The organism is Janthinobacterium sp. SUN120 (genome assembly GCF_030397735.1).
Lineage (GTDB): Bacteria > Pseudomonadota > Gammaproteobacteria > Burkholderiales > Burkholderiaceae_D > Janthinobacterium > Janthinobacterium kumbetense.
The window spans coordinates 117,409-140,535 of sequence record NZ_JAPUBW010000001.1 but is presented as its reverse complement, the minus strand read 5'-3'; the positions used below and the strand labels follow the sequence as shown (position 1 = coordinate 140,535).

Below are 23,127 nucleotides of genomic sequence, written 5' to 3'. Positions count from 1 at the left end.
GACATTTCTTTGCGATGAACTACGTACTATCATCATAATCTTTATTGCAATTTAGCACCATCCATTGGCGGCACTTAGTCCGTCTTTTCAGCGAATCCGATGTTGTCAGCCCACACTTTTCAAGCGTGCGCCAGCGCGCCCTCATTCTCCAGCAAGTCGCACAGCTGACGGTATTGATGCTGGTCAAGCATCGCCTGCAGCGGCGCCAGCACGGGCGCGGCCGCCGGCGGCAAGGCGCCCAGCAGCAGGGCCACCCTGGCCAGGTTCAATTCGCGCAGCGCCACCAGCAAGGCGGCGCGCTCTTCCCCGGCCAGCAGCAGCAAGTCTTGCGCCCGCAATGCCGGCGGCGCCTCGGGCGCCGGCGCCACGGGCAGCGGCACGGGCGCCGCCACGGGTGCCTCGGCCGCCTGCGCGGGTATGCTGAAACGGAAGGTGGCGCCCTGCCCCGGCATGGATTCCACCGTCAGTTCGCCTTTCATCAATTGCACGAATTCGCGCGAGATGGCCAGGCCCAGGCCCGTGCCATCCTTCGGTCCCGCGCTGTCGGCCTGCACGAAAGGCTCGAAGATGCGCTGCTGGTCTTCCGGGGCGATGCCGATGCCCGTGTCGCTGACGGCGAACGACAGGCGCCACGTGGCGTCATCGCGCCGCTCGCCGCGCACGCGCAAGGCGACCTCGCCGCCGCCGGCAAACTTGACGGCGTTCGACATCAGGTTCAGCAGCACCTGGCGCAAACGCGTCGCGTCAAGCAGCACGGCCGCCGGCACATCGGCGCAATCGAGGCGCAAGGCCAGCCCCTGCTGCTCGGCGCGCATGCCCAGCATGTCCATCACTTCCTGCAGCAGGGGCGCCAGCGCCACCACGGCCGTCTGCGCGTGCAGGCGCCCCGCCTCGCCCTTCGACAGTTCGAGGATTTCATTGATCAACGTCAATAAGTGATTGCCGGAGCGGTGGATGATGGCCAGGTTGCGCTTTTCATCGTCCTGCATGTTCGGCGAGGCGGCCATCAGGCGCGAAAAGCCGATCACGGAATTCAAGGGCGTGCGCAGTTCGTGGCTCATGTTCGCCAGGAAGGTGCTCTTGGCGCGGTTCGCCGCCTGCGCCTGGCTGACGGCCACCGACAGGGCGCTCGTGCGCTCGGCCACCAGTTCTTCCAGGTGATGGCGGTGGCGCAGCAATTCCAGTTCGGCCTCGCGGTGCGCCGTGATGTCGTAGTTCGAACCCACCAGGCGCATGGGCCGCCCCTGCCCGTCGCGGAAGATCACGGCATCGGCCTTGATGTAGCGGATGGCGCCATCGGGCCACAGGATGCGGTACTCGTGCGTGAAGGCCTGGCCGGCGCTCAGCGCGGCGCGCAGGGCCTCCTTGGCGGCCGGCACGTCGTCAGGCATCAGCGCCGCGCGCCAGATCGCCGCCGGCGCCATGGCGCTGTCCGCATCGGCCTTGAACTGCGCATACATCTGCTCATCCCACTGCAAGGCATCGTTGATGACGTTCCAGTCCCAGATGCCGATGCTGGCCGCGCCGGTGGCCATCTGCACGCGCTCCTCGCTGCGCTGCAAGGCGCGGTAGCGGCTGTCGAGCAGCGCCACCATGTCGCGGATGGAACGGTACAGCGTGCGCAGCTCGCCCAGGAACCACGCTTTCGGCGGCGTGCCGGCCGCTTCGCTCTGCCCTGCCTGGACGCCGGCCGCATACTGGCCGATCGCCTTCAGGGGCTTGAGCATCAGACACCACATGAGCAGCCAGATGCTGGCCACCAGGATCACGTCGAGCGCCACGATCATGGCGCCGATGCCCAGCGCGCGTTGCCGCAGCTGCGCGTGCAGCAGGGCCGGCGTCGCATACACGGCCACGTTGCCGATGACTTGCCCGCCCATCGTCACGGGGCGCCGCTGTACCAGCCAGCCGGGTTCCGCGGACAGCGAGGAGAAACTGCCGATGGCGCCGGTCGCCGTGCGGCGCAGCACCAGCGCTTCCTTGCCGATGCCCGGCGTCAGGGAGCTGGCCACCAGGTCGCGCTTGCCCAGCGTGCTGCGCATGATGGCCTGCATCTGCTTTTCATCGAGATTCCACAAGGGCAGTTCGATGGCCACGGCCAGCTGGTCCGCGCTCAGGGCCAGGCTGCGGTGCAGCTGCTGCCAGCGCTGCTCGCGTTCGGACTGGTAAAACAGCACGGCAAACACCAGCAGCAGCGCGGTGACGACAAAGGTCAGCGCCACGCTGACGGCCAGCACGATGGAGACGCCGCCCAGGCGCGCGCCCTTGGATGCGTGAACCGTCATGCGTCTTCGCCCTGCGGTTCGCTGGCCAGCTGCGCCAGCAAGGCGCACAGCGGCTGGTACTGATGCTGTTCCAGCATGGCGGCGATGTGCGCGGCCAGCTGCGGCAGGCTGGTCGCCACGCCGGCCAGCACGATGGCGCTGCGCCGCAAGTCGAGGGCCCGTACGGATTCGAGCAGCGCCTGCCGTTCGGCCGCGCCCAGCTGGCCCAGCGCCTGCTGCAGGTCAAAGGCGGCCGCCGGCACGCGCGGCGGCGCGGCGGCGGTACGCTGGAAGCGCACGCCCAGTTGCTGCTCCAGCATGGCGAACAGGTGTTCCTGTTCGATCGGCTTGCGCAGGAAGCCGTCGGCGCCGGCGGCCAGCGCCTCCTGCTTTTCTTCCTCGAAGGCGGAAGCGGTCATGATCACCAGGCGCGGCTGCACCAGCGCCGGCTGCGCGCGCAGCCAGCGCGTCAGCGCCAGGCCATCCATGTCCGGCATGCGCCAGTCGCTGAGCACCATGTCGTAGCGCTGCGCCGCCAGCATGGCTTGCGCCTGCACGCCGCCCGCCGCCTCCTGCAACTGGAAGCCCAGCGGCGCCAGCAAGCCGGCCAGCAGCTTGCGGCAGTTGTCGTCATCGTCGACCAGCAGCACCGTGCGCCCGCGCTGGCCCGCCGGCAGGCGCGCCACGCGGCCCGGCGCCAGCGGCGCGGCGGCAGGGCACTGCACGCAGGGCGCGCGCAAGTCGAAGTGGAACACGGAGCCGGCCCCCAAGGTCGACTCGACGCGCAGTTCGCCGCCCATCAGGCGCACGAATTCGCGTGAAATGGTCAGCCCCAGTCCCGTGCCGGCCTGCGCCACGGCGCTGTCGGCCTGCACGAACGGTTCGAAGATGCGTTCCAGGTCCTCTTGCGCGATGCCGCTGCCCGTATCGCGCACGGCAAACGCCAGCGCCACTTGCCCATCATCGTCTGCCTGGCAGGCCAGCGACAGGGTCACGCTGCCCTGCTCGATGAACTTGAGCGCATTCGACAGCAAATTGAGCAGCACCTGGCGCAGCTTGGCGCCGTCGAGGCGCACCAGAGGCGGCACGCCGGAACGCTCCAGCCGCAGCGCGATGCCCTGGTCGCCGGAGCGCATGCGCACCATCTCGAGCACCTCGTCGAGCAAGCCGTTCAAGTCCACGGGCCCCGCTTGCAGCTGCATGCGGCCCGCCTCGATCTTCGACAATTCGAGGATATCGTTGATCAAGGTCAACAAATGATGGCCGGCGCGGTTGATGATGGCCAGGTTATGCTTTTCTTCCTCGAACATGCTGCTCGAATCGGCCATCATCTGCGAAAAGCCGATCACGGAATTCAAGGGCGTGCGCAATTCGTGGCTCATGTTGGCCAGGAAGACGCTTTTCGCGCGGTTCGCCGATTCGGCCTCGGTGACGGCCACCGACAGTGCCGCCGTGCGCTGCTGCACCAGCTCTTCCAGGTGGTCGCGGTAGCCGAGCAATTCCTGCTCGCTGTGCTTGCGCTCGGAAATGTCGACGATGCCGCTGCGCACCAGGCGCCGCCCTTCCATCGGCAAGCGCACCAGCCGCACTTCGCAGGGAAAGATGCTGCCGTCGGCGCGCCGCACATTGCGCTCGACCAGGATGGGTTCGCCCAGCATGGCGCGGCGCAGATGCTCTTCCATCATCAGTCCCAGCGGCAGGCCATCGGGCTGCTCGCCCGTGTACAGGTCGAACGGCCCGCGCGCCAGCAGCGCTTCGCGCGACATCCCCAGCATGCGCTGCGCGCTGCTGTTGGCGTCGATGAAGCGGTCCAGGTCCAGGTCATACACGACGATGGCTTCGGGCGCATGCTCGACGAGGATGCGGAAACGCTGCTCGCTTTCGCGCGCATCGCTCTCGGCGCGGCGCAGGCGGCGGCGCTGCAGCAGCAAGGCGCTCAGCATGCACGCCATGGCGAGAAATACGGCGCCGGCCGACAGCACGGCGACGCGGTGCTCGTGCCACAGCTGCGGCGGGCGGTTGAAGAACAGGGTGTGCGGCGGCAGCCGGCTGATATCCGCATCCCAGCGCTGCAGCTGTTCCCAGTCATACATGGGCACCGGGTGCGCCGGCGGCAGCAGGGCGCCCGGCGCGGCAGGCGCCTTGCCGGCCAACACGGCCAGCGACATCTGCGCCACCTGCTGCGCGGCCCGCTCGATGTGCAGGATGGAGCCGCCCAGGATGCCCTTGCCGACCGTCGCGTTATACATGCCAAAGGCGGGGACATTGGCCAGCCGCGCCAGCTGGGCGGCAAACTGCAACGGCGTGGCGATATTGCCGTCCACGTCGCGGTTGACATTGCCCGCCACCAGCAGCGTATCGGCGGGCAAGCGCGCCACGGCCGCGCGCATCTGTTCCAGGGTCAGGTCATCGAGGTAGCGCATGGTCACCTTGCCCTGCCACGCCTGCGCCGCCTGCTGCATGTTGCGCTTCAGGGCCTGGTCGGCCTCGCTGGCGCCGACGGCCATGACGATGGTCTTGGTCTCCGGGAACAGCGCCATGGCTTGCGCCAGCGTGCCGGCAAAATCGACGTTCGCCTTTTGCTGCCAGATGGAAGACGGACTGCCGGCCGGCAAGGCCTTGCCCGAGGTATTGATCGCCAGCACGGGCACGCCGCGCGCCAGCGGCGCCAGGTCCGACAGCAACAAATCGAGCGCCGGCTGCTGCATGGCGATGATCAGGTCGGCCTTGCGGCCCATCATCTTGGTGTACCTTAAAAGCAACAAATCGCGCATCTCATTGCGCAGCGCCGGGTCGCCCTGGGTATTCAGGTTCAGGTGCTCGACCATGATGTCTTCACTGGCCAGGCCCGCGGCGGCCATGGCGGCCACATAGGTGCGCGTGTACGATTCCACGCCGGCGCGGCCGTAATCGTAAGCGTTGAGGAACAGCACGCGCTGCCCTTGGTGCGGCGCCGCCGAGGCCGGCGTCGCGGCCGGCACGGCGGCAGGGGCCGCGGCAACACAGCATACCAGCAGCAATGCGCAGCCACAGCGGCGCACCGCTGCCCTGCCCAGCCCGCCGCCAGGCACCTCACGCATCCTTCGCCATGCCCATGCTCACCCCCGCCTGTCACCATGTTTCAACTATGCGCTGACTGCTCAGCCACCGACACTTACAAAAACATGATAACGTCAACTGCAGGGGCAAGTCTATTCCTTAGGGCAATCTTTTGGCGATTGCCATGTCTTTCTATATGACCCAGGCGCCGCCAGTCATCTGCTGGCTGAGCGCGGCATGAACTCTTGCTGGCGTGCTGCCAGCCATTGCGCTAGCATGACCTTTTGCCCGGAAAGCGTCCATGACCATCACCCTGCGCCCCGCCCTTGATTCCGATATCGACGCCCTGTGGGCCCTGCGCACGGTAGCCGTGCGCGTCAGTTGCGCCATGCATTATGCGCCGGAGCAAATTACTGCGTGGACGGCTACACCTGTGCCGCCGGCGTATGCCGCCATGCTGGCCGCGGGTGGCGGCGTCGTGGCGATGCAGGGCGAGGCCATTGCCGGCTACGCCATGCTCGATGCGGACAAACAGGAAGTGGAGGCCGTGTTCGTCGATCCGGCGCGCGCGGGACTCGGCATCGGCAAGCGGCTGCTGGCGGCGCTGGAGCAATTGGCGCGCGGACACGGCATTGCGCGTCTGCACCTGTCCGCATCGCTCAATGCCGTGCCGTTTTACCGGGCCGCAGGGTTTATTTCCTTGCGCGAGGAAGCGTATGCGCACCCCAGCGGCATCAGCCTGGCCAGCGTGGCGATGGAAAAGGCGCTGGCGGCCGCCTGAGCCTTCAGTCCTGGCCGGCTTCGGACTCGGCCAGGCATTGCTGCAGTTTCGCGATCAGGGCGCGCACCTCGTCGCCGCCCAGGTCCAGCGGGTCGCCTTGCGCGCCGACGGCGATCAGGCAGATGGCCGAGCCGTCATACCAGGCGTCCAGGCGTTCCTCATTCATATTGCTCTGATTCATGTTGCACATCGCTCAGCAAATCGGCAGGCGCCGCGATGCTGGCGCTGCCTTGCGGCACGGGAAACACGAAAGCCAGCTGCTTATTGTTCGCCATGCCGGGCAGCCATTTAGCCAGAAAATCATCGAGCCCGATGGCGCGCGGCTGGAAATGTTCCCAGTCGCCGCTGGCGCACGCTTGCGCGAATGCCGCTTCCGGCCAGAACGGTATCGCCACCTTGCCGTCAAGCTGCGCCGTGGCCCAGCCGTCATGGTGCAAGCCCCACACTTCTTGCGTATCGGCTACCTTGCGCACAAAGTAGGCATGGCGCTCGGCGGACGGCAGCCCCGCCACCTGCTTGAACTTGTCAGGATGCATGCTCGTCTCCTGCCTCGTCCCATACCCGCAGCTGCGGCGTGCACCAGCCAGTCACCATGTCGAGGGCGTCCAGTATCACGTCTTCCAGCGGCCCCTCCTGCGCGCCGTTCTGCGTAGACGCGCGCAATTCCTGCAGCAAGGCAGCCACTTGCTGCGCCGTCACGCCGCCGGCCGTGTAGCGCAGCAGGATGGCGTGCAGCGTCAATAACCCTGCCCTGGCGTCCAGCGCGGCCAGCAAGTCCTTGTCGATGTCGGCGATGATGGTTTGCGGCATGTCAATCCGCCTCCCACGCGATGGCGGCCGGCCGCGCCCCGCCTGTCCTGAAAAACGCAGCGAAGGCGTGCTGGCATTCTTCCACCTCCACGCACCACGCTTCCGGATACTCGTCCACCTGGCCATTGGCCAGCAGGTAGCTGCAGGCGCCGTCCGCCTCTTCGTCACCCAGCGAGTGAAAGCTCAGGTCGTCCTGTCCCGACAGATACATCAGCCAGGCATTGCCGCCATTGCGCAGCATGCACAGGGCCGGGCCCTGTTCCGCATCCGTGGCCAGGGTCAGCCACAGTTCGCACTGGGCCAGCGCGCGCGCCTCCTGCAGCGCCTGCTCCAGCGCAGCAATGGTGTCAACGGCGCGCGGTTCGCCATGCAGATTCAGTTCCATCGTCATGCCGGTTCTCCACTCTTTTTCCCGCTCAAATCGTTTGTCGCCAGCGCCGTGCTCAGGTACAGCTTGCCGCTCAAGTCTTTCAATAAACTGCTCTGGCGCAGGCGGTCCATCACAGGGCCCTTCACTTCGGCCAGGTTCAGGCTGATGCCGCGCTTGGCCAGCGCGCTATTGAGTTCGATCAAGCCCAGCAAGGCCGTGCTGTCGATCTGGTTGACGGCTGACAGCACTAGCACCAGGTGGCGCGCCGTCGGGTGGCCGCGCAATTCGTCTTCCACCCTCTCCGTCACCGCCTCGACATTGCCGAAGAACAAGCCCGCATCTATGCGCAACAGCAAGACGTCCGGCAAGGTTTGCGCTTCATAGCGCTCCACGTTGCGGAAGTGCTCACTGTTCGGGATACGCCCCAGGACGGCGATGTGCGGGCGGCTGGCGCGCCAGATCAGGGTGCCCATCGACAACAGCACGCCGATCACCACGCCTGCTTCCACGCCCAGCACCAGCACGCCGGCCGTCGTCGCCAACAGGGCCACCGCATCGCTGCGGTCGTAGCGCCACGACAGTTTCAATGTATCCCAGTCCAGCAGGCTGGACACGGCAAAGATGATAGTGGCCGCCAGCACGGGCAGCGGCAGCAGGGCCAGCCAACCCGTGGGCGCCACCAGCGCCAGCGCCAGCAAGCCGGCCGTGATGATGCTGGCCAGCGGCGTGTTGGCGCCCGCCTGGAAATTGACGGCCGAGCGCGAAATCGACCCCGTGACGGGAAAGCCGCCCGACAGCGCGCTGGCCACGTTGGCCGCTCCCAGGCCCAGCAGTTCGCGGTTGGTATGCAGCTTTTCGCCCCGTTTTTGCGCCAGGGTCTGGGCGGCGGACATGCTCATCAGGAAGATGATGAAGGCGATCAGCAGCGCGGGCGACAGCAAGGTGCGCCAATGCGCGCCGGAGGTGGCCAGGTTCAGGCCCGGCAAGCCGCTGGGCACGTGGCCCGTCGTCTGCACGCCCATCGCTTCCAGGCCGCCATAGGCGACGAGCGCGATGCCGGCCAGCACCAGCGCCATCGGCGCCAGGCGCGCGCCCACGTCGGCCGCCACCTGGTTCAGGCCGCAGCGCCGCAGCAGGCGCGACGCGTACCGCTTGGCCAGCCACAGGAACAGCAGGCCGGACAGCCCAAGCACGAGGCTCGGCGCATGCCAGTGGGGAAGCGTCGCCCCCAGCAAGGGCGTGATCTGCCCCCAGATGATCAATATCGCGGCGCCATTGCTGAAACCGCTGATCACGGGGCGCGACAGGAAACTGGCCATGAAGCCCAGGCGCAGCACGCCGCACAGCAGCAGGACGAGGCCGCTGATGAAGGCCAGCTGGGCGGCCAGCACGATATACAGGGAGGAACCGGGGTCGGCCAGCGGCGCCAGGGCGGCGGCCGTCATCAGGGAAACGATGGCCATGGGGCCCACCGATTGCGTCATGCTGCTGCCGAACAGGGCGTACAGCACGGGCGGCAAAATGCTGGCGTAGATGCCCACCACGGGCGGCAAGCCGGCCACCAGCGCGTAAGCCATGCCTTGCGGCACCATCATCATGGCGACCACGATACCGGCGGTGATGTCTCCGGCCAACAGAGGACGCCGGTATTGCCTGAGCCAGAGCAGCATGAATGATCCCGAAATCTGAAAACCGAAGCCTATCATGCGACGAGGCCGGCTGACAGGGGGCACGGGATCAGTCTTGCAGCAATTGCGCCTTCACGGCGTCGAGGATTTCCCCCGACAGGGACTCGTCATCGACGGAACGGGCCAGCACCATGGCGCCCACCATGGCGGCAAACGTGGCGATGGCCTGCTGGCGTCGCCGCTCCTGCGTGCAATCCGGCGCGCCGTCGGGCAGCAAGCCCTGCAGCAAGGCGAACTGCTGCTGCGTAGCCTGGGTAAACGCGGGACGCGCGCCGGGCGACATGCGCGCCACGTCGACGCCCATGGCTGCCGCCGGGCAGCCGCCGCCGGGCTGGTCGCGGTGTTTCGGGGTGAGGTAGTTGTCGATAATCGCCGGCAGCGCCCGCTGCGGGTCGCTGGCGACCTTGGCCCGCCAGCCTTCCAGCGACTTATTCAAGGCATGCTGGCACGCCTCGATCATCAAGTCTTCCTTGGACGCGAAATGGCCATAGAAGCCGCCATGCGTGAGGCCCGCGTTCTTCATCAGGTCGGCCACGCCGATGCCGTCATAGCCCTTTTCGCGGAACAACCTTGCCGCCACCTCCACGATGCGCTCGCGATTCAGCGCCGCCTGCTCCCTGCTCACTTTCATGCTGCCCTCCCACATTTATGTCAACCATCATATAACTTTGCGCCCGTTTGCGCCACTCTGTTAGCAAGCGCACCGTGCGATGCGGGTGCCGCGCCGATACTGGATAGTCGTTTCCAGGGAGGCCAGCATGAACGAGAACAAGGACCAGTCCGCCGGCAATTTGCAGCGCAGCATCCAGCAGGAGCAGGACGGCCGAGATGCCGCCAGGCAAGACAAACGCGACAGCAAATCCCCCGTGCAGACGGGGAGCCGCAGTCAGCCGGCGCCTCCCCTGCCCGCCCAGCACCTGGACAAGCCGGGCGTCGAAGGGCAGATGCAGCTGCAACCCCGTTTCCTGGCACCCGACTACTGCGGCAGCGGCAAGCTGGCCGGCATGGTGGCCATCGTCACGGGCGGCGATTCGGGCATCGGCCGCGCCGTCGCCGTGCTGTATGCGCGCGAAGGGGCCGACGTCGCCATCATTTACCTGAACGAGCACGCGGACGCCCACGAAACGAAGCGCTACGTGGAAGCGGAAGGCCAGAGCTGCCTGTTGATTGCCGGCGACGTGCGCGACCAGGGCTTTTGCCAGCAAGCCGTCAGCCAGGTATTGGACAAGTTCAGCCATATCGACGTGCTGGTCAACAACGCCGCCTTCCAGGAACACGCCGAATCGCTGCTGGAGCTGAGCGAGGAACGCTTCGACCTCACCATGAAAACCAATGTCTACGGCTACTTTCACATGACCAAGGCCGTGCTGCCCCACTTGCAGCGCGGCGCGTCCATCATCAACACGGGCTCCGTGACGGGCTTGCGCGGCTCGAAGCACTTGCTCGACTATTCCACCACCAAGGGCGCCATCCACGCATTTACCATGGCGCTGGCCGGCAATTTGCTGGACAAGGGCATCCGCGTCAACGCCATCGCACCCGGCCCCGTGTGGACGCCGCTCAACCCGGCCGACAAGTCGCCCGAGGACATCCGGCAATTCGGCGCGGACACGGACATGCGCCGCCCGGCCCAGCCCGAGGAACTGTCGCCCGCCTACGTCTTCCTGGCCTCGCCCGCCTGTTCCAGCTATATCAGCGGCATCGTCCTGCCCGTCACCGGCAACGCAGGGGATTGAGCGATGGCGCACGGGAACTTGCGCAAGACGGCCTGAACCAAGCACCCGCTGCGGGCGCATCGCCAGGAAGATAAATGCATTGACTTTGATCAAGCTTCTCGCTACGTTATGCACACAGCCTGCCACCCGGCAAGCCCTGTCATGCGTACGGAAAAATGGATGCCGAGTTAGATCAGCTTATCCTCAGCGGCGCCCCTGGCGGCGTTGTCATCACGAACGAAGACCATGTCGTCGTGCGCTGGACGGCCGGGGCGCAGCGCATTTTCGGCTATGCCAGCGACGAAACGCTGGGCCGCACGCTGTGGGAACTGATCTCGCTGCCGGGACAGGCCGAGGCTGGCCCGCTGATCGCCGAGCAGCTGGCCCTGCACGGCAGCTACGACCGCGAATCGCGGCGGCGGCGCAAGGATGGCGAACTCATCTACGTCGACGTGGCTTGCCAGGCCGCACAAGCCGCGCCGGACGGCCCCCGCTACCTGATTTCCACCATGAAGGACACGACCTTGCTGAAGGCGGCGCGCGACGCCCAGTTCGTCGACGTGCGCTACCGCGTGCTGTTCGAATCGACGCCGGACAGCGTCATCATGGTCAATGCGACGGGCGCCATCGTGCTGGCCAACCAGCAGGCGCAACACCTGTTCGGCTATGAAGAAGGCGAATTGAGCGGCAGGCAAATCGATAGCCTGCTGCCGCAGCGCCTGCGCCATGCCCACGTGGGGCACCGCGCGCGCTATTTCGACCAGCCGCGCACGCGCACCATGGGCGCCGACCTGGAATTGCTGGGCTTGCGCAAGGACAACGTCGAATTCCCCGTGGAAATCAGCCTCTCGCCCATCCAGACGGAAATCGGCACCTTCGTCATCAGCGCCATCCGCGATGTCAGCGACCGCCGCCGGGCCGAGCAAAAGTTCCGCGGCTTGCTCGAATCGGCGCCGGACGCCATCGTCATCGTCAACGGCGATGGCGAGATCGTGCTCGTCAACTCGCAAACGGAACGCCTGTTCGGCTACTCGCGCGCGGAGTTGCTTGGGCGCAATGTGGAAGTGCTGATCCCGGCCCGCTACGCGACCGACCATCCGCGCCACCGCCAGGCCTTTTCCACGGCGCCGCGCGCCCGCTCCATGGGTGCGGGCCTGGAACTGTACGGCTTGCGCCGCGACGGCACCGAGTTTCCCGTCGAAATCAGCCTGTCGCCCCTGGAAACGGAGGAAGGCATGCTGGTCTCGTCGGCCATCCGCGACATCACGGAACGCAAGCGCATCGAGCGCACGCTGAACGAACAGAAAATCGAGCTGGAACGGGCCAGCCAGGCGAAGGACCGCTTTCTCACCAGCATGTCGCACGAACTGCGGACGCCGCTGAACGCCATCCTCGGCTTCGCCCAGCTGCTGGCCAATGAAGCCCTGCCCGCGACCGCGCTGCAAAAGCGCACCTTCGTGCAAAACATCGTCACCTCGGGCCGCCACCTGCTCACCCTGATCAATGAAATCCTCGACCTGGCGAAGATCGAATCGGGCAGCCTGAGCCTGTCGATGGAAGCGGTGACGCTGCCCGCGCTGATCGAGGAAGTGCGCGTGATGGTGGAAGAACAGGCGCAGCAGCGCCAGATTCACCTGGTGTTTCCAGCCTGCGAGGCGCTGACGCTCAGGGCCGACCATACGCGCCTCAAGCAAGTGCTGCTGAACCTGCTGTCAAACGCCATCAAGTACAACCGTCCGGCCGGCAAGGTGGAGCTGGAAGTCTCGCAGCCCGAGGCGCAACGCGTGCGCATCGCCATCCGCGACACGGGCAAGGGACTGGACGATGCGCAGATGGCCGAGCTGTTCCAGCCGTTTAACCGCCTGGGACAGGAGGCGGGCAGCGAGGAAGGCACGGGCATCGGCCTGGTCGTCACCAAGCGCCTGGTCGAGCTGATGGGCGGCAACATGGGCGTGCACAGCTGCCTCGGCGTGGGCAGCGTGTTCTGGATCGAACTCGATACGATGGCTGCGCCGCCCGCCGGGCAGGCGGAAACGGAATGCCTGCCCGTAGCCGCCGGCGATGCCGTCGACGCCGGGGACGATGCCGGCGGCCAGGCGCTGCTGCTGTACGTGGAAGACAATCCGGCCAGCCTGCGCCTGGTGGAAGACATCGTCAGCTTCCTGCCCCACCTGCGCTTGATTTCGGCCACCGACGCGCGCCAGGGCATCGCGCTGGCGCTGGAACGCCGCCCCGACGTGATCTTGATGGATATCAACCTGCCCGGCATGAATGGCAACCAGGCGCAGCGCATCCTGCGCAACGATACGCGCACGGCGCACATCCCCGTCATCGCCCTGACGGCGAATGCCATGAAGGGCGATATCCGGCATGGCCTGGCCGCGGGGTTTTTCCGCTACCTGACCAAGCCCGTCGAAATCACCCTGCTCAACGCGGCCATCGAGGAAGCGCTGCAGCTGGCGCGCGCCGTCCTGCCGTTCAGGCAAGAGGACTGAAGGCCAGCTTTTTCATCGCCGCATCGAGTCCCTTCGCGCTGCGCGCATAGCCATTCCACGGCGCGTTGCCCACGTCGAGGCGGCTGTGGACATTGCCCACGTTCCATTGGTCGCCCGCCTTCAGCTGGTCGAGTTCCTCCCAGGCCAGCGGCACGGAAATGCCCAGCCCGGAACGCGTGCGGGCCGACCAGGCGCACACGGTGGTGGCGCCCCGGCCATTGCGCAGATAATCGATGAAAATCTTGCCGACCCGGTTGGCGGGACCGCTCTTGACGACAAAACGCGCCGGGATGTGCTGCGCCATGTGCGCCACGATGGCTTGCGAAAACGCCTTCACCGTCTCCCAGTCGTGTTGCGGACGGATCGGCACGACCACGTGCAAGCCCTTGCCGCCGCTGGTTTTCAGGAACGCGGGCAAGCCAAGTTGCGTCAAAAAGGCCCGCAGCAGCACGGCCGCTTCCCGGATGGCGGGCCAGGCCACGCCCTTGCCCGGGTCCAGGTCGAACACCAGGCGGTTCGGCGTGTCGTAGGCGCTTGCCAGCGCATTTTGCGTGTGAAATTCCACCACATTCCACTGCGCCGCCGCCAGCAAGCCTTGCAGGCTGGCCACGGCCAGCATGGGCGGGTGCCCGGGGTCCAGCCGGGCATCGAGCTGTTTGACGCCGGGCATGGCCGACGACTCCGCATGTTTCTGGAAGAACAACTCGCCGCCCACGCCGGCCGGCGCGCGCACGAGCGACACGGGCCGGCTGCGCAGGTGCACGAGCATCAGCCTGCCCACCAGCGCGTAATAGCGCACCAGATCGATCTTCCTGGCGCCGCTGTCCCTGTCGATCACCCGGTCCGCATGGCTGACCCTGAAACTGGCCGGCAAGGCGCCGTCCGGCGTGGAGGTGTTCTGCATCGTCTTCTCCCTGTCGATCGGGCCGCCGCCGGTGTCGAATTCCTGGCGCAGCCCGCATTTGAGCTTGACACCGTCCCCGGAACGGCGCGTGGCCTTGAGTCTGGGCCGCCGCGGCACCTGGCGCGGTACGCCAGCTAACAGAGCGCCCGCCCCGGCAAATGTAAGTGTTTGTAATTAGATCAAATCGTTGTCAACGCGATTGCCGTGCGGCGCGTTTTTGGCTCAGTGACAGGGGAAATGCATCTCCTGAACTACAACCCCACTTCTCGAGGAACTGCACCATGAAAAAAGTAATCGCTACTCTGATCGCCGGCTTGTTCGCTACCGCAGCCTTTGCTCAAACGCCAGCCGTGCCTGCCAAGGCCGAAGCCAAGCACACCAAGGAAGTGGCAAAAGCAGAAGCCAAGGAAACCAAAGCCGTAGTCAAAGCCGATGCTAAAGAAGCAGTCGTCGCCGCCGATGCCAAGGCCGATGTCGCCAGCGCCAAGGCCGACGCAGCCGCCACCAAGGCAAAAGCCCATCACAAAGCGAAAAAAGCCAAAGCCAAGGCTGACGAAGCCAAGACTGAAGCAACCGCAGCAGCAGCCAAATAATTCCCTCCGCGCATTTTCAGCGCCACACAAAAAGACAGCTTCGGCTGTCTTTTTTGCATTTTCATGCCGCCTTCCTCAACGAACGTCGCTTAAATCACCTGATTGTAAGAAAGTGTAAACAAGGTCAACCATAACCTTTCGGGGCGCGTTTTCTGCTCAGTGACACGGGAATCATCCCGGCACCAACAGACATACCAGACAAACCACCACAGAGGACTGCACCATGAAAAAAGCAATTGTTACCCTGATCGCCGGCCTGTTCGCTACCGCAGCCTTTGCCCAAACCCCTGCCGCCCCGGCAGCGTCGGTCCCCGCCAAAGTGGAAGCGGCGCACACCAAGGCTGTCGTCAAAGCCGACGCCAAGGAAGCGCAAGCCGTCGTGAAAGCGGATGCAAAAGAAGCGAAAGCCGTCGTCGCCGCGAAAACGGAAGTGGCCAGCGCAAAAACGGAAGCAACTGCCACCAAGGCCAAGGCCCACCACAAAGCCAAGAAAACCAAGGCCAAGGCCGACGCAAAACTGGCTTCGGCCACCGCTGCAGCGCCAGCATCTGTACCAGCGCCAGCAGCCGCCAAGTAATCATCGACACACCATCACTTACCACTTGCCAGGAAAATAAAATGAAAAAAGTTATCGCTACCCTCATCGCCGGCCTGTTCGCTACCGCAGCCTTTGCCCAAACCCCTGCCGCCCCGGCAGCGTCGGTTCCCGCCAAGGCGGAAGCGGCCCACACGAAAGCCGTCGCCAAGGCAGAAGCCAAGGAAACCAAGGCTGTCGTGAAAGCGGACGCCAAGGAAGCGGTCGTCGCAGCCGATGCGAAAGCCGATGTCGCCAGCGCCAAGGCCGACGCCAAAGCCACCAAGGCCAAGGCCCATCACAAGGCCGCTAAAGCCAAGGTAAAAGCGGATGCGGCAAAAGCGGACGCCGCAGTTGCTGCCACACCGGCAAAGTAAGCCAGATGTAGCCACGGGAGCGCATCCGCCGGGTCTGCGCTTGCGTGGCCACTTCGCGTACCAGGGACAGCTTCGGCTGTCCTTTTTGCTTGGCGCTCGTGCGGCGCGCCTTCACGCAAACTTCATCGAACAGGCCAGCTTGCGCGCGACAAAACGGCGCAATTGGGCGACACTGGCAATCCGACCATCGCCACGAAAGCTGTCCATGCGCCGCCTGCCGTTTTCACTATTGAGTGCCCTCCTCCTGTCATGCCCTGTCCTGGCGCAGGACAGCGCACCCGCCACCCTCGATCAAGTCCTGCAAGCCCAGGACCGCGACAGCCATGGCGACTTGCGCGCCGTCGTCGTGCTGCGCGACGGGGCCATCGTCGCCGAGCGCTATTACAACGGCGAGACGGCCGACACCCTGCACGACATCCGCTCGGCCGGCAAGAGCATCACCGCGCTGCTGGTGGGTGCAGCCGTGGCGCGCGGCCAGCTGGCGACAACAAAAACGGTGGGCGGCTACTGGCCCGAAGTCGCCGCCAGCCCGGCGGGCAAGGTCGTCCTCGACGACTTGCTGACCATGCGTTCGGGCCTGGCCGCCTTCGATGAAGACGAACACTCGCCCGGCAATGAAGACAAGCTCGATGAAGCGCCCGACCCCGCCGCCTTCGTGCGCGGCGTGCCGGCCGCAACAAAGCCGGGCAGCATCTACCGCTACAACTCGCTGGGTTCGTACATTGCCGGGCGCGTGGTGGAAAACGCCAGCGGCGCCGACCTGGAAGACTACGCCGCCAAGGCGCTGTTCGCGCCGCTGGGCATCACGCGCTGGAGCTGGGGCCGCGACGTGGCACGCCACCCTAAAGGCCAGGGCAACCTGTCGCTGCGCGCGCGCGACACGGCAAAAATCGGCCAGATGGTGCTGGACGACGGCGTATTTGACGGCAAAAGAGTGATCGACGCCGCCTGGCTCAAGGCAGCGCTGGCGCCGCGCGTGGCCATTGGCGCCGTCGACCGCTATGCCGACAGCTACGGCTATTTCTGGTACGCGAAGACGCAGGACGTGGCCGGGAAAAAGATCGCCGTGCATTTCGCCTCGGGCAATGGCGGCAACAAGATCTACGTGATACCGGCGCGCCGCATGGTGGTGAGCATCGCATCGAGCGCGTACGGCAAGGGCTACGGGCAGCGCCGTTCGGAAGACATCCTGAAAGCCATTTTGGCCGCGGATGCCACGCAGATGTAAGCGTTTGTAATGGCCGTCAACGCAAGCGTCCGGGGGCGCGTTTTATGCTCAGTGACACGGGAATCATCCCGGCACCAACAGACATACCAGACAAACCACCACTGAGGACTGCACCATGAAAAAAGTAATTGCTACCCTGATCGCCGGCCTGTTCGCAACCGCTGCCTTTGCTCAAACGCCAGCAGCTCCCGCAGCCTCGGTTCCCGCCAAAGTGGAAGCAGCCCACACCAAGGCCGTCGTCAAGGCTGACGCCAAGGAAGCGCAAGCCGTCGTGAAAGCGGACGCCAAGGAAGCGAAAGCTGTCGTCGCCGCCAAAACGGAAGTCGCCAGCGCAAAAACGGAAGCTGCCACCACCAAGGCCAAGGCGCATCACACTGCGAAAAAAACCAAGGCCAAGGCAGATGCCAAACTGGCGTCGGCCACCGCTGAAGCAGCGCCTGCAGCAAGCAAGTAATTCAGTCCATCAGCACCCGATTTTCATTCGCACCATTACCTTATAGGATTTCATCATGAAAAAAGTTATCGCCACCCTGATCGCCAGCCTGTTCGCCACCGCCGCTTTCGCCCAGACGCCAGCCGCACCTGCAGCACCGGCCGCTCCAGCAGCTTCCGCCGCAGCCGTCGCACCGGCAGCCAAGGCTGAAGCGCCAGCCGCCGTCAAACCGGCCGCGCACAAGAAAGCCAAGCATCACAAGGCGAAGAAGGCAGCACCGGCAACGCCAGCAGCTCCGGCCGCAGCGGCAGCTTCCGCACCAGCAGCAGCGCCAGCCAAGTAATCGGCGCCATGCAGGCAAAAAAGACAGGGTTTTCCCTGTCTTTTTTTTTCGTCCGCTATTTCGTACTCTCTTTCGTCCGCTTATTTCGGCATCAAGACCGTGTCAATGACATTGATCACGCCATTCGATTGATACACATCATAGGTGCTGATGTTGGCGCTATTGCCGCCCTCGTCCATCACGACGATGTTGTGCATGCCGTTCATGGCGAACATCAGCTTGCCCCCGCTGGCCGTGGGCAGGGTCGCCTTACCGTCATGTATCTTGATCTCCTTCGCCAGCGCCTTGAAGTCGTATTTGCCCGGTACCACGTGGTAGGTGAGGATTTTCGTCAGGGTCGCCTTGTTTTCCGGTTTCACCAGAGTGTCGACGGTACCGGCCGGCAGCTTGCCAAACGCCGCGTTCGTCGGCGCGAACACGGTGAACGGGCCCTTGCCTTTCAAGGTATCGACCAGGCCGGCCGCCTTGACGGCAGCCACCAGGGTCGTGTGGTCGGCCGAATTGACGGCGTTGTCGACGATGTCCTTGCTCGGATACATGCTCTGGCCGCCCACCATGGTCGTCATGTCGGCGGCAAACGGGGCGCTGGCGGCCAGCAGGGAAGTAAAGGCGGTGACAAACAGTGCTGCGGGAATAAAGGTGCGCATGATGGTATCTCCTGGATGACTGCATTTGCGTGATTGCAGGAGTACTTACGCGGCCTTGCCGCAAACGGATTCAACTCGCTGAAAACAAAAAAAACGGCGCCGTGCAAGCGCACGACGCCGTTTTGACGATGTTTTCCTTGCCGCGGGCCGGACATGCCAGCCCGCGGTGCCGGAAATCAGTTGGCCGCCACCTGCGGTTCCGTCTCGCCCCAGCCGCCGCCCAGGGCGCGGATCAGCGCCACCGTGGTGACGGCGCGGTTGCCGCGCAATTGCACGGCATTGCGCTCGATGGCCGCCAGGTTGCGCTGCGCGTCCAGCAGATCGAGGTAGCTGGAACGGCCCGCGTCATACAGCTTTTGCGCCAGGTCGGCCGAGCGGCGCGCCGAGACGACGGCTTCGTCGATCTGCTGCGTCTGGCCCGACAGGATGCGCAGGCCGGCCAGGTTGTCTTCCACCTCGGCGAACGCCACCAGCACGCTCTGGCGATACGTCGCCACCGACTCTTCCAGCTGCGCTTCGCTGCGGCTCACGGCAGCTTTATTGCGTCCGCCGTCGATGATCGGCATCGACATCAGGGCGCCCAGCAGCCAGGAGCGGCTGCTCCACTTGAAGATGTCCGAGAACGTATCGGACGCGCCGCCACCGGAAGCGTTCAAGGTCAACGCGGGGAACATGGCCGATTTCGCCACGCCGATGCGGGCATTCGACGCTTCCATGGTGCGCTGCGCCGATGCGATGTCGGGACGGCGTTCCAGCAGGGACGACGGCATGCCGGCCGGGATCACGGGCAGGAAGCCGCTGTCCTGCAGCGGGTTGACGGTCGCCGTGAAGCTGGCGGCCGGTTTACCCAGCAGGACGGCCAGCGCATGTTCGCTGGTCGCGCGCTGGCGCTGCAGGCCGATGGCTTCGGCGCGCGTGGTCGACAGCTCCGTGCGGGCACGGGACAGATCGAATTCGCCGATGTCGCCCAGGTCATAGCGGCGCTGGTTCACATGCACGCTCTCTTCGCGCAGGCGCACCGTCTGGGCCAATGTCGCCAGTTCCGCATCCGTGGCGCGCAGCTGGAAGTAGGTTTGCGCCACGTCGGCCTGCAAGGACAGCAGCACGGAGCGGTAAGTCGCTTCCACGGCCAGCGCATCGCTGCGCGAGGCGCTGACGTTCGATGCCACCCTGCCGAACAGATCGACTTCGTAGCTGGCCGTCAGGTTGGCCTGGTAGACGTTGGTGGCCGCCACCGGCGCGCCGTTCGGCAAGCCGAGCGACACGGCGGAAGCGCGGTTGCGCTGGCCGCCCACGTTCACGCCCACTTGCGGGATGCGGTCCGCTTCGGCGATGCCGGCAATCGCCCTCGCCTGCTTGACGCGGGCGGCGGCGACGGCCAGGTTGGCGTTCGCCTGCGTTGCCTCGTTGATCAGGCCAGTCAAAGCCGGATCATTGAACGCCAGCCACCATTCCCCGCGCGCCTGGCGCTCGGCCGGCACGCCCTGCTTCCAGCGCGTGCCGTCGGCCGCCGTCTGCACGGCGGGCGCCTGCGCTTCCTTGAACGCCGCCGGCGTCTCGATCTGCGGCTGCTTGAACTCGGGCGCCGCGCAGGCGGCCAGCAAAACTGCGGCGGCCATGGCGCTCAAGACGGGCGCCGCGCGCCGGATGATTTCCTTGGTTTTCAATATATATCTCCTTCCAGGTCCAGCGCTGGCGCAGCAGTTGGCTTGGCGACAGCGGCGGCTGGTTTTTTCTCAAAACGCTGCGCCAGGGTGCGCAGCAGTACGTAGAACACGGGCGTCAGGAACAGGCCGAAGAAGGTCACGCCCAGCATGCCGGCGAAGACCGCGACGCCCATGGCATGGCGCATTTCCGAACCGGCGCCGTGCGAGAACACCAGGGGCACCACGCCCATGATGAAAGCGATCGACGTCATCAGGATCGGACGCAGACGCAGACGGCACGCTTCCAGCGCCGCTTGCACGACGGTGCGGCCATGCTCTTCCAGTTCGCGGGCAAATTCCACGATCAGGATGGCATTTTTTGATGCCAGCCCCACCAGCACGAACAGCGCGATCTGGGTGAACACGTTGTTGTCACCACCGGTCAATTTGACGCCCAACAGCGCGCACAGGATCGACATCGGCACGATCAGGATCACGGCCAGCGGCAGGGTCCAGCTTTCGTACTGGGCAGCGAGCACCAGGAATACCAGCAGCACGCACAGCGGGAAGACATAGATCATCGTATTGCCGGACAAAATGTCCTGGTAGGTCAGCTCCGTCCACTCATACGAAATCCCCTGCGGCAGCACTTCCTTGGCGATGCGTTCCAGCGCGGCTTGCGCCTGGCCGCTCGACACGCCAGGCGCGGCGCCTCCGTTGAAATCGGCTGCGGCATACGCGTTGTAGCGCTGCACGCGGTCCGGACCATAGCTATCCTTGACGCGCATCAACGACGACAGCGGGATCATTTCGCCTTTGTCATTGCGTACCTTCAGCTGCGCGATATCCTGTGCATGTGAACGGAACGCGGCATCGGCTTGCACGCGCACCTGGTAGGTGCGGCCAAACTGGTTGAAGTCGTTCACGTACAGCGAACCGAGGTTGATCTGCAAGGTCTGGTAAATCGTTTGCAGCTGCACGCCCATCTGCTTGGCTTTCACGCGGTCGACGTCGGCGAACAGCTGCGGCACGTTGATCTGGTAGCCCGAGAACACGCCCGCCAGTTCCGGCGTCTGGTACGCTTTCGCGGCCAGCGACTGGGTGGCGTTGTACAGCGCGTCGTAACCGAGGTTGCCGCGGTCTTCGATCATCATCTTGAAGCCGCCGATGGTGCCCAGGCCGTTGACGGGCGGCGGCGGGAAGACCATGATGAAGGCATCCTGGATACCGCCCAGGCGCTTGTTGATCTCGGCCGCGATGGCGCCGCCCGACAATTCCTTGCTGCTGCGCTCATCGAACGGCTTCAGGGTGGCGAACACGATGCCGGCGTTCGGCGCGTTGGTAAAGTCGTTGATCGACAGGCCGGGGAAGGCGATGGTCGATTCGACGCCAGGCACCGACTTGATGACGTCGGACATGCGGCGCACGACATCTTCCGTGCGGTCCAGCGAAGCGGCGTCAGGCAATTGCGCAAAGCCCACCAGGTATTGCTTGTCCTGCGCTGGCACGAAGCCGGCCGGCACGGACTTGAAGGTGAAGATGGCGGCAACGACCAGCAGCGCATACACGCCCAGCGACGCGCTCTTGCGGCCCAACACGCCCTTCACGCCCGCTTCATAGCGGTGCGAAGCGCGGCCGAAGAAGCGGTTGAACCAAGCGAAGAAGCGCCCGAAGACCATGTCCATGCCGCGCGTCAGCGCGTCTTTCGGCGCATCGTGCGGTTTCAGCAACGCTGCCGACAGGGCTGGCGCCAGGGTCAGCGAGCTGAAAGCGGAAATCACGGTCGAAATGGCGATCGTCAGCGCGAACTGACGGTAAAACTCGCCGGACAAACCGGGCACGAAGGCGATCGGCACGAACACGGCGCACAGCACCAGGGCGATGGCGACGATGGGACCGCTGACCTCTTTCATGGCCTGGATGGTGGCGTCGCGCGGCGACAGCCCTTCCTCGATGTTGCGTTCGACGTTTTCCACCACCACGATGGCGTCATCGACGACGATACCGATGGCCAGCACGAGGCCGAACAGCGACAAGGTATTGATCGAGAAGCCGAAGCCCAGCATCACGGCAAAGGTACCGACGATCGACACGGGAACGGCCAGCAGCGGAATGATCGATGCGCGCCAGGTTTGCAGGAAGATGATCACCACCAGCACCACCAGGGCGATGGCTTCCAGCAAGGTATGGATCACGGCTTCGATGGACGAGCGCACGAATTGCGTCGGGTCGTACTCGATGCGGTATTCCACGCCTTGCGGGAAGTCTTTTTTCAGCTCGTCCATCTTGGCGCGCACGTCGGAAGACAGTTGCAGCGCGTTGGCATTCGGCGCTTCGAAAATACCCATGCCGACGGCAGGATTATTGTTCAGCAGCGAACGCAGCGAGTAGCTGTTGGCGCCCATTTCCACGCGCGCCACGTCCTTCAGGTGCGTCACGGCGCCGTCGGCATTGGTGCGCACGATGATGGCGCCGAATTCCTCTGGCGTCTGCAGACGGCCCTGGGTATTGACGGTCAGCTGGAAGTCCGAGTTCTTTGCTGGCGAGGCGCCGATCACGCCGGCGGCCACCTGCACGTTCTGCTCGCGGATCGCGTCGACGACGTCATTGGCCGTCATGCCGCGCGCCGCTACCTTTTGCGGGTCGAGCCAGATGCGCATCGCGTAGTCGCCGGCGCCGAAGATCTGGATGTCGCCCATGCCGGGCAAACGGGCCAATTGATCCTTGACGTTCAGCACCGCGTAGTTACGCAGGTACATATCGTCATAGCGCTTGTTGGGCGAGACCAGGTGCACCACCATGGTCAGGTTGGGCGACGACTTGACGGTCGTCACGCCGATCTGGCGCACTTCCTCGGGCAGGCGCGGCAAGGCGCGCTGCACGCGGTTCTGCACCTGCGTCTCGGCCTGCTCGACGTTGGTGCCGATCTTGAAGGTCACGGTCAGCATCATCGCGCCATCGGACGTGTTTTGCGAGGACATGTAGAGCATGTTCTCGACGCCGTTGATCTGCTCTTCGAGCGGCGCAGCCACGGTTTCGGCGATCACTTTCGGGTTGGCGCCCGGGTATTGCGCGCGCACCACCACGGATGGCGGCACGACGTCGGGATATTCGGAGATGGGCAGGCCGAAAATCGACAGCAGCCCGGCCACGAATATGACAATCGACAGCACCGCCGCGAAAATCGGCTTGTCGATGAAAAAGCGGGAAAAATTCATGT

20 protein-coding genes and 1 pseudogene are annotated in these 23,127 nt (G+C 64.9%); 9 read left to right on the top strand and 12 right to left on the bottom strand.

Annotated elements, in window-relative coordinates; translation table 11 throughout:
- Positions 1 to 119 precede the first annotated feature (119 nt).
- Positions 120 to 2,285 (bottom strand): ATP-binding protein, encoded by a 2,166-nt coding sequence (locus O0879_RS00595; RefSeq protein ID WP_289914218.1) that lies wholly within the window; start codon positions 2,283 to 2,285, stop codon positions 120 to 122.
- A complete protein-coding gene (locus O0879_RS00590) occupies positions 2,282 to 5,344 on the bottom strand; it encodes a PAS domain-containing hybrid sensor histidine kinase/response regulator (RefSeq protein WP_289914217.1) in 3,063 nt (1,020 codons plus the stop codon). The genes O0879_RS00595 and O0879_RS00590 overlap by 4 nt, the downstream gene beginning before the upstream one ends.
- A 260-nt stretch (positions 5,345 to 5,604) precedes the next feature.
- Here O0879_RS00590 and O0879_RS00585 point away from each other — a divergent pair, with 260 nt between their 5' ends.
- Positions 5,605 to 6,084 (top strand): GNAT family N-acetyltransferase, encoded by a 480-nt coding sequence (locus O0879_RS00585; RefSeq protein WP_289914216.1) that lies wholly within the window; start codon positions 5,605 to 5,607, stop codon positions 6,082 to 6,084.
- A gap of 4 nt (positions 6,085 to 6,088) precedes the next feature.
- Here O0879_RS00585 and O0879_RS00580 read toward each other — a convergent pair whose 3' ends face one another.
- The 6 genes from O0879_RS00580 to O0879_RS00555 form a co-directional block, all read right to left on the bottom strand.
- On the bottom strand, positions 6,089 to 6,265 hold the full coding sequence (locus O0879_RS00580) for a hypothetical protein (protein ID WP_289914215.1): 177 nt from the start codon (positions 6,263 to 6,265) through the stop codon (positions 6,089 to 6,091).
- Positions 6,243 to 6,620 (bottom strand): DUF2750 domain-containing protein, encoded by a 378-nt coding sequence (locus O0879_RS00575; RefSeq protein WP_289914214.1) that lies wholly within the window; start codon positions 6,618 to 6,620, stop codon positions 6,243 to 6,245. Before O0879_RS00575 ends, O0879_RS00580 begins: the two co-directional genes overlap by 23 nt.
- A complete protein-coding gene (locus tag O0879_RS00570; RefSeq protein ID WP_289914213.1) occupies positions 6,610 to 6,894 on the bottom strand; it encodes a hypothetical protein in 285 nt (94 codons plus the stop codon). The genes O0879_RS00575 and O0879_RS00570 overlap by 11 nt, the downstream gene beginning before the upstream one ends.
- Before the next feature lies 1 nt (position 6,895).
- The gene (locus tag O0879_RS00565) at positions 6,896 to 7,285 is read right to left on the bottom strand and encodes an Imm1 family immunity protein (RefSeq protein ID WP_289910598.1); all 390 of its coding nucleotides are present in this window, start codon (positions 7,283 to 7,285) and stop codon (positions 6,896 to 6,898) included.
- Positions 7,282 to 8,934, bottom strand: coding sequence for a sulfate permease (gene sulP / locus O0879_RS00560; RefSeq protein WP_289914212.1), 1,653 nt, complete (start codon positions 8,932 to 8,934; stop codon positions 7,282 to 7,284). Before sulP ends, O0879_RS00565 begins: the two co-directional genes overlap by 4 nt.
- A 67-nt stretch (positions 8,935 to 9,001) precedes the next feature.
- Positions 9,002 to 9,583 (bottom strand): TetR/AcrR family transcriptional regulator, encoded by a 582-nt coding sequence (locus O0879_RS00555; protein ID WP_289910601.1) that lies wholly within the window; start codon positions 9,581 to 9,583, stop codon positions 9,002 to 9,004.
- Between the two features lie 127 nt (positions 9,584 to 9,710).
- On the opposite strand from O0879_RS00555, the gene O0879_RS00550 reads away from it, so the two are divergent.
- Together O0879_RS00550 and O0879_RS00545 are read left to right on the top strand one after the other, a co-directional pair.
- Entirely contained in the window at positions 9,711 to 10,688 is a 978-nt protein-coding gene (locus O0879_RS00550; RefSeq protein ID WP_289914211.1) for an SDR family oxidoreductase, read from the top strand.
- A gap of 155 nt (positions 10,689 to 10,843) precedes the next feature.
- Positions 10,844 to 13,162, top strand: a complete 2,319-nt coding sequence (locus O0879_RS00545; RefSeq protein WP_289914210.1) for a PAS domain S-box protein — start codon at positions 10,844 to 10,846, stop codon at positions 13,160 to 13,162.
- On the opposite strand, the pseudogene ligD reads toward O0879_RS00545, so the two are convergent.
- Positions 13,146 to 14,042: pseudogene (gene ligD, locus O0879_RS00540) on the bottom strand (non-homologous end-joining DNA ligase); the annotation flags it as partial. The gene O0879_RS00545 and the pseudogene ligD overlap by 17 nt on opposite strands.
- Before the next feature lie 305 nt (positions 14,043 to 14,347).
- Here ligD and O0879_RS00535 point away from each other — a divergent pair.
- From O0879_RS00535 to O0879_RS00510, 6 genes are all read left to right on the top strand, one after another.
- The gene (locus O0879_RS00535) at positions 14,348 to 14,659 is read left to right on the top strand and encodes a hypothetical protein (RefSeq protein WP_099667384.1); all 312 of its coding nucleotides are present in this window, start codon (positions 14,348 to 14,350) and stop codon (positions 14,657 to 14,659) included.
- A 223-nt stretch (positions 14,660 to 14,882) separates the two neighbouring features.
- Positions 14,883 to 15,236 (top strand): hypothetical protein, encoded by a 354-nt coding sequence (locus tag O0879_RS00530; protein ID WP_289897372.1) that lies wholly within the window; start codon positions 14,883 to 14,885, stop codon positions 15,234 to 15,236.
- A 41-nt stretch (positions 15,237 to 15,277) separates the two neighbouring features.
- Positions 15,278 to 15,610, top strand: coding sequence for a hypothetical protein (locus O0879_RS00525; protein WP_289897371.1), 333 nt, complete (start codon positions 15,278 to 15,280; stop codon positions 15,608 to 15,610).
- Positions 15,611 to 15,839: 229 nt separating this feature from the next.
- A complete protein-coding gene (locus O0879_RS00520; protein ID WP_289914209.1) occupies positions 15,840 to 16,838 on the top strand; it encodes a serine hydrolase in 999 nt (332 codons plus the stop codon).
- A gap of 115 nt (positions 16,839 to 16,953) precedes the next feature.
- The gene (locus O0879_RS00515) at positions 16,954 to 17,292 is read left to right on the top strand and encodes a hypothetical protein (protein WP_099667380.1); all 339 of its coding nucleotides are present in this window, start codon (positions 16,954 to 16,956) and stop codon (positions 17,290 to 17,292) included.
- A 55-nt stretch (positions 17,293 to 17,347) separates the two neighbouring features.
- Entirely contained in the window at positions 17,348 to 17,614 is a 267-nt protein-coding gene (locus O0879_RS00510; protein ID WP_152257397.1) for a hypothetical protein, read from the top strand.
- A gap of 80 nt (positions 17,615 to 17,694) precedes the next feature.
- Here the strand turns inward: O0879_RS00510 and O0879_RS00505 are convergent, their stop codons facing one another.
- From O0879_RS00505 to O0879_RS00495, 3 genes are all read right to left on the bottom strand, one after another.
- Complete coding sequence (locus tag O0879_RS00505) at positions 17,695 to 18,171, bottom strand: fasciclin domain-containing protein (protein WP_289916122.1); 477 nt, start codon at positions 18,169 to 18,171, stop codon at positions 17,695 to 17,697.
- Positions 18,172 to 18,437: 266 nt separating this feature from the next.
- Positions 18,438 to 19,880: an efflux transporter outer membrane subunit gene (locus tag O0879_RS00500; protein WP_289916121.1), complete on the bottom strand. Its 1,443-nt coding sequence runs from the start codon at positions 19,878 to 19,880 to the stop codon at positions 18,438 to 18,440.
- 44 nt (positions 19,881 to 19,924) lie between these two features.
- Positions 19,925 to 23,125, bottom strand: a complete 3,201-nt coding sequence (locus O0879_RS00495) for an efflux RND transporter permease subunit (RefSeq protein WP_289914208.1) — start codon at positions 23,123 to 23,125, stop codon at positions 19,925 to 19,927.
- Positions 23,126 to 23,127 lie beyond the last annotated feature (2 nt).